The organism is Frankia sp. CcWB3, from assembly GCF_977927595.1.
Genome location: NZ_CDWRCK010000321.1, coordinates 1 through 4078 on the forward strand (window position 1 = coordinate 1; position 4078 = coordinate 4078).

Here is a 4078-nt window from a genome sequence, read left to right on the forward strand (position 1 = left end):
GTTCCCGCCCCGGCCTGCGTCTCCGCCCCGGCCTCCATCTCCGTCGCGAGTCCCGCCTTCGTCCCCGCCTCCGTCTTTCCGGGCGAGCGTCGAGACCCCGCCGGCGGCGAGGAAGTCGCTGGCGGCGCGGGTCGCGGCGACGACGGTTTCCGACGGCAGCGCACCCGCGCCCAGCAGCGCCGTGGCGGTCGCGGCGAAGCGGTGGCCGGCGCCGCAGGGATCCGCGGCGACCGGCGTCGCCGGTGCGATCAGCGGGGGCGTGTCCGAGGCGCCGACCAGCAGGGCACCGCGTTCGCCGAGGGTGATCGCGACGCCGGCGGCACCCCAGTGGGCCACGAGCCGGCGGCCGCGGTCCGTAGCCTCGGCGATGGGGTCCCGGCGCACCGTGGCGTTGCGGGTGAACCACCGCGTCTCGGCCAGGTTCGGTGTGACGAGCGTGGCGCCGCGCGGGGGCACGTCACCCCGCGGGTGCGGATCCCAGACGAGTGGAACCCGCCGCGCCCGGCCGGCGAGCGCCGCGGTGACCGGGCGATGCCGCGCGAGTCCGCGACCGTAGTCGGCGACGAGGATCGCCCGGGCCGCGGCGAGCGCCCGCCGGCCCGCCTCGGGAAGCGTGTCGCGCACCGCGCCACCGGTCCCGCGATTGTCACCGGTCCCGCGATCGAGACGCAGCAGGGTGCTGGTGCCGGTCCGCATCCGGATTTTCTGCGGTGTCGGGCCGTCGAGCCCGAGGTCGACGACGGTGACGCTGGCGTCGGCGAGCAACGCGGCGAGGCGTCGCCCGCCCTCGTCGTCAGCCAGGGCGGTGACGAGGACGACGTCGTGACCGTCGCGGGCGGCGAGCAGGGCGGCGAGGCCCGCGCCGCCCGGCCGGGCCAGGTCGTCGGTCTGGTCGAGCACGGGCACCGGCGCATCGGGGGCCAGCCGTTCGACCCGGCCGACGAGGTCGCGGTCCAGCAGCGTGTCTCCGACGACGACCAGCGGCCGCCGCGGGGACGGTGGGGCAGCGCATTCCGGTGGGGCAGCGGATTGCGGTGTGGACGCGGACGAGGCGGCGGATCGCGGCAGGGCCTCCCGGGTCGGCGCGACGCCCAGCGCGACGTCACAGGCCGCGCAGAGAACGTGCACGGCGACCAGGTGGGTCTCCTGCACGGTCGCGGTCGACGGTTCGCTTTCGCGCGGTTCGTTCTCGCGCGGTTCGTTCTCGCGCGGTTCGCTCTCGCCTGCGCGCCCGGTCGCCACGATCTCGTCGCAGGCGGCCGCCAGTGGGCTGTCGGCCCGGCCGACCAGCGCCCACGTTGTCAGGCCCAGCTCCCGGGCCGCGTCGGCCGCGTGCAGCAGATTGGCGCTGCGGCCCGAGGTGGACAGCAGCATCAGGACGTCGCCGGGCCGGCCGTGGGCGCGCACCTGGCGGGCGAACACGTCGTCGTAGCCGAAGTCGTTGCCGATCGCGGTCAGCGAGGAGGTGTCAGCGTGCAGCGGGATGGCCGACATCGGGGCCCGGTCGTCGCGGAACCGGCCGACCAGCTCCGCGGTCAGATGCTGGGCCTCGGCGGCGGATCCGCCGTTGCCGGCGGCGAGCAGCCGGCCGCCCGCGGCCAGGACCTCGGCCAGCCGGGTCCCCCAGGCGGCGAGCCGGTCGACGTCGAGTCCGTCCAGGGCCAGTTGCAACGCGGCGACGTGGCCGCGCCCGGACGGCATCGGCCGGCATGCCGCCGGTCCCGGTGCCGGTCGGTCCATGGGTCAGACCCCCGCCGGGAGATAGGGACGGCCGAAGCGGGACGTGCCGTGGCGGGTCAACCGCTGGTAGCTGCCCAGGGTCAGCGTGGCCACCCGGTCCCAGGAAAACAGGGCGCGGGCGCGCCGGGCGCCCTGCTCACCGAGTTCCCGCCGCCACGCGGGGTCGCCCATCAGCTCGGTAAGGGCCTCAACGATCCGTTCCGGGGACCGTGGTGGCACGTGCAGGCCGGTCTTGCCGTCCACGACCGTGTCGACGAGACCGCCGACGGCCGAGGCGACAACCGGCACGCCGCAGGCCATCGCCTCCAGTGGGACGATGCCGAACGGTTCGTACCAGGGCACGCAGGTGACGACATCGGCGGAGCGGTAGAGGGCGGGCAGTTCGTCGTGGTCGACGCGCCCGATGAAGCTCGTCCGGTCGGCGACGCCCAGCTCGACCGACAGTCGACGCAGCCGGTCCACCTCCGGGTCGGTGTCGAGGTGCGCCGGATCGGGACCACCCGCGACGACGAGGTCGGCCGCCGGCAGATGGGGCAGCGTGCTGATGACGTTGCCGACCCCTTTGCGTTCCACCAGACGACCGACGAACAGCAGCCGGACGCGGTCGCCGCGCCGCGGCCGGGCCCATCCGTGCGGGGTGAACCGGGACAGGTCCACCCCGCAGGGCACCACGCTGACCCGCCCGCGCGGCGCCCCCAGCCGGACCAGCTCGAACACCTCGTCCGTGCAGGTGGCGAGGAGCTGGTCGACGTCGCCGACGAGCCGCTGTTCGATGGCGACGCGTTCCGGCGGTGAGGTGTCCTTGCGGCTCTGGTGGCGGCGTTTCACCACGCCCAGGGCGTGCATCGTGAGCACCACCGGGATGCCCAGCGGCCGGGCGGCCCGCAGCGCGGCGAGCCCGGACATCCAGAAGTGCGCGTGGACGACGTCGGGACGGCACCGTCGCCACTGCTCGTGCAGGTCGGCGGCGAAGTCGTCCATGTAGGGGAGAAGTTCGTCTTTAGGAACGAATCTGGCGGGACCGGCACGCACATGGTCCACCTGGACGCCTTCCCCGCGCCTGACGCGGCGCGGCAGGTCGGGGTCGTCCCGGCGGGTGTGCACGATGACGTCGACCTGCCGGCGGGCCAGGGCATCGGCCAGCGAGGCGACGTGGATGTTCTGCCCGCCCGCGTCGACACCGCCGAGTGCCGCGAGCGGGCTGGCATGCTCGGAAACCATCGAGACCTTCGTCGAGACCTTCGTCGGGACCTTCATCAAGGGGCCTCCAGGACCTCCTGCCGGGCGGGGGGAACGGTGACGACGGGGAAGGCGAGAACCGTCTCCACGGCGTCGACGACCTCGTCGGGTTCGACGGTGTTCAGACAGGGATGGCCGGGCACCGGGCAGTCCCGGGCCCGGCATCCGGCGCAGCCGATCGCCTGGTCGCCGAGCAGGACGTGCCGGGAGGTGTAGGGCCGCCACCGTTCGGCCGGCACCGTCGGGGCGAACAGGGAGACGATCGGGGTGCCGACCGCGGCGGCGAGATGCGCGGGGCCGGTGTTGCCGACGACCACCGCGCCGGCCCGCTCCAGGACGCCGGCGAGGCCCGCCAAGTCCGTGCGCCCGCCGAGGTCATGCACGCCGGGCAGGCGGCCGGCCGCGGTGGCGGTGAGCCCCACCTCGTCGGGTCCACCGGTCACGACGGCCCGGTGTCCCCGGCCAGTCAGCCGGCGCACCACCACCGTGAACCGCGGCGGGTTCCAGCGTCGGGCGGCCACCGAGGCGCCCGGATGCAGGACGACGTACGGCTCCGGGCCGATCAGGGGGGTCGGGTCCGGCAGCGGCCGGCGGACCGCGAGCAGCCCGTCGTCCTCGTCCGGTAGCCGGTAGCCGAGCGCCGCCGCGGTCGACAGGGCTCTGGTGACCTCGTGCAGCCCCGTCTCGGGCAGGTGGTGGCGGACGTCGAGCAGCGTGCCGGGGTAGTCCTCGCTCACGGCGGCGATCCGCCCGACGCCGGCCATCCGCAGCAGCAGGGCCAGCGGCAGCGGATTCTGGTGGAACGAGGTGAGGATCAGCGCGTCGTCGAGGCGACCGGCGGCCAGCCGGTCGACGAGGCCGTCGACGTCGTCGCGGCGCACCGGTGGCGGGCTCGCGTCGATCCAGGGGCAGCGCCAGACGACAACCTCGTCCACTCCGGGCAGCAGCTCGGCAGCCGCCCGCCCGCGGGGGCCTACGAGCAGGGTCACGTGCGCCGCGGTCGCGGCCACCGCGCGGATCGCTGGACCGGACAGCAGGACGTCGCCGTCGCTGTCGAGGCGCGCGACGAGCACCCGGGCGGTCATCGCCGCACCGCCCC

3 protein-coding genes are annotated in these 4078 nt (G+C 75.2%); all 3 read right to left on the minus strand.

The genetic code is table 11. The annotated features are described in order from the left end of the window. On the minus strand, positions 1-1701 hold a 1701-nt coding region (locus ACY5KJ_RS18355), incomplete at its 3' end, for a PfkB family carbohydrate kinase (RefSeq protein ID WP_462203943.1). Positions 1702-1743: 42 nt separating this feature from the next. Then, entirely contained in the window at positions 1744-2997 is a 1254-nt protein-coding gene (locus tag ACY5KJ_RS18360) for a glycosyltransferase (RefSeq protein WP_462203944.1), read from the minus strand. Next, the gene (locus ACY5KJ_RS18365; RefSeq protein ID WP_462187621.1) at positions 2997-4064 is read right to left on the minus strand and encodes a glycosyltransferase family 9 protein; all 1068 of its coding nucleotides are present in this window, start codon (positions 4062-4064) and stop codon (positions 2997-2999) included. Before ACY5KJ_RS18365 ends, ACY5KJ_RS18360 begins: the two co-directional genes overlap by 1 nt. Between the last annotated feature and the right edge of the window lie 14 nt (positions 4065-4078).

Coding starts and splice junctions, on each gene's coding strand:
- ACY5KJ_RS18360 (WP_462203944.1), bottom strand. CDS start 2,997: ATGAAGGTCCCGACGAAGGTCTCGACGAAGGTCTCGATGGTTTCCGAG.
- ACY5KJ_RS18365 (WP_462187621.1), bottom strand. CDS start 4,064: ATGACCGCCCGGGTGCTCGTCGCGCGCCTCGACAGCGACGGCGACGTC.